Source organism: Leucobacter soli (genome assembly GCF_042659205.1).
GTDB lineage: Bacteria > Actinomycetota > Actinomycetes > Actinomycetales > Microbacteriaceae > Leucobacter > Leucobacter soli.
In genome coordinates this window covers 1-1,479 of record NZ_JBHSRW010000363.1, presented here as the reverse complement: position 1 = coordinate 1,479, position 1,479 = coordinate 1, and the positions used below count along the sequence as shown (strand labels likewise).

Annotated in this window: 2 protein-coding genes and 1 pseudogene; 2 read left to right on the top strand and 1 reads right to left on the bottom strand. The window is 71.6% G+C overall.

The window, feature by feature from the left end:
• Positions 1 to 254: pseudogene (locus ACFPZL_RS13165) on the top strand (hypothetical protein); the annotation flags it as partial.
• Positions 255 to 288: 34 nt separating this feature from the next.
• On the opposite strand, the gene ACFPZL_RS13160 reads toward ACFPZL_RS13165, so the two are convergent.
• The gene (locus tag ACFPZL_RS13160) at positions 289 to 915 is read right to left on the bottom strand and encodes a LysE family transporter (protein ID WP_218115699.1); all 627 of its coding nucleotides are present in this window, start codon (positions 913 to 915) and stop codon (positions 289 to 291) included.
• Between the two features lie 40 nt (positions 916 to 955).
• Between ACFPZL_RS13160 and ACFPZL_RS13155 the strand changes: the two genes are divergently transcribed.
• Positions 956 to 1,479: methionyl-tRNA formyltransferase (locus ACFPZL_RS13155; RefSeq protein ID WP_382335816.1), on the top strand; the 524-nt coding region annotated here is incomplete at its 3' end.

The following is a 1,479-nucleotide window of genomic DNA, read 5'->3' as shown; positions in this document are numbered from 1 at the left end:
TCGGCGAGCTGACCGGCGTGGACGTGCTCGGGCCGGTACCGGTGCCCGCACGGCAGGATCGACCTGCCGGCCTCGTCCGCGCGATCGTGCGCTTCGACTACGCTCAGGGCTCCGAGGTGGCGAAGCGACTGCGCGGGGCGCTGGTGGCCGATGCCGCGGGCGCCTCGTCGCGCGTGGCGGGCCGCAAACCCGGCCGTGCGAGACCCGAGGCTCTGCGTCTTCGGTTCGACGATCGGGGCGTCTTCGACGCGTGACCGATCCGTTGCCCGGGATCCTGCCGTGTCCGTCTCAGTGGACGAGCACCAGCAGGGCGGCGACGACGATGAAGAGGGCGCCGAACACCGAGTTCAGGGTCTTGCGCCCGCGCGGCGTCCGTGTGGCACTGCGGAACGGCCGGGCGGCTGCGGCGAAGAAGCCCCACATGATCGCGGTGTCGACGCCGAGACTGGTCGCGAGGAAGATCGCGTACTGGGGCAGCTGCGGCTGGTCCAGACTGATGAATTGCGGCATGAAGGCGAGGTAGAAGACGATCGCCTTCGGGTTGAGCATGTTCACCCAGAACCCCCGCCGCAGCATCGACCAGGCCGACTCCGGCGCGCCCGGGGGCCGACCCTCGTCGTCGGGGGCGTCGGTGCGGATCAGGATCAGGCGCACACCGAGGTAGACGAGATAGGCGGCGCCGGCATAGCGGATCGCCGAGAAGAGGATCGGCGAACGCGCGACGAGGAGCCCGACGCCTGCCGCGACGATGACGATGTGCACAATGAGGGCGATGTTCTGGCCGAGTATGCCCCACAGCGAGCGGCGCCAGCCCTGGGTCAGCGCGTTGGTCATGGTGTTGATGGCCCCGGCGCCGGGCGTCAGACTGATCACGGCGCAGGCTGCGAGCAGCGACAGCCAGACCGTGAGGGACATCGCACCAGTCTAGAAGCGCGCGCCTGCCAGAATGGACGCCATGCGCATCGTCTTCGCCGGCACTCCCGAGTTCGCCGTACCGAGTCTTCGGGCGCTGGTCGCCGCCGGTCACGAGGTCGTCGGTGCGATCACCCGCGAGGACGCCCCCCTCGGTCGGAAGCGGGTGCTGACGCCGTCGCCGGTGGCGCTGGCGGCGGAGGAGCTCGGCGTCCCGCTGTTCAAGGCCAACCGCCTCGGCGAGGAGGCGACGGCCTGGGCGGCCGGCCTGCGCGCCGACCTTGGCGTCATCGTCGCCTACGGCGGGCTGGTGCGGGAGCCGCTCCTCTCGACTCCGGCGCTCGGCTGGATCAATCTCCACTTCAGCGCTCTGCCGCGCTGGCGCGGTGCGGCGCCCGTGCAGCGCGCGCTGATGGCGGGGGAGCAGCGGCTCGGGGTCACGGTGTTCCGGTTGGTCGCGGCGCTCGACGCCGGTGCCGTGCTGTCCGAGGACGTCCGGGACTTCGTGCCGGGCACCTCCGCGGGCGAAGCGCTCTCCGCGCTGGCCGACTCCGGGACGGGGGCGCT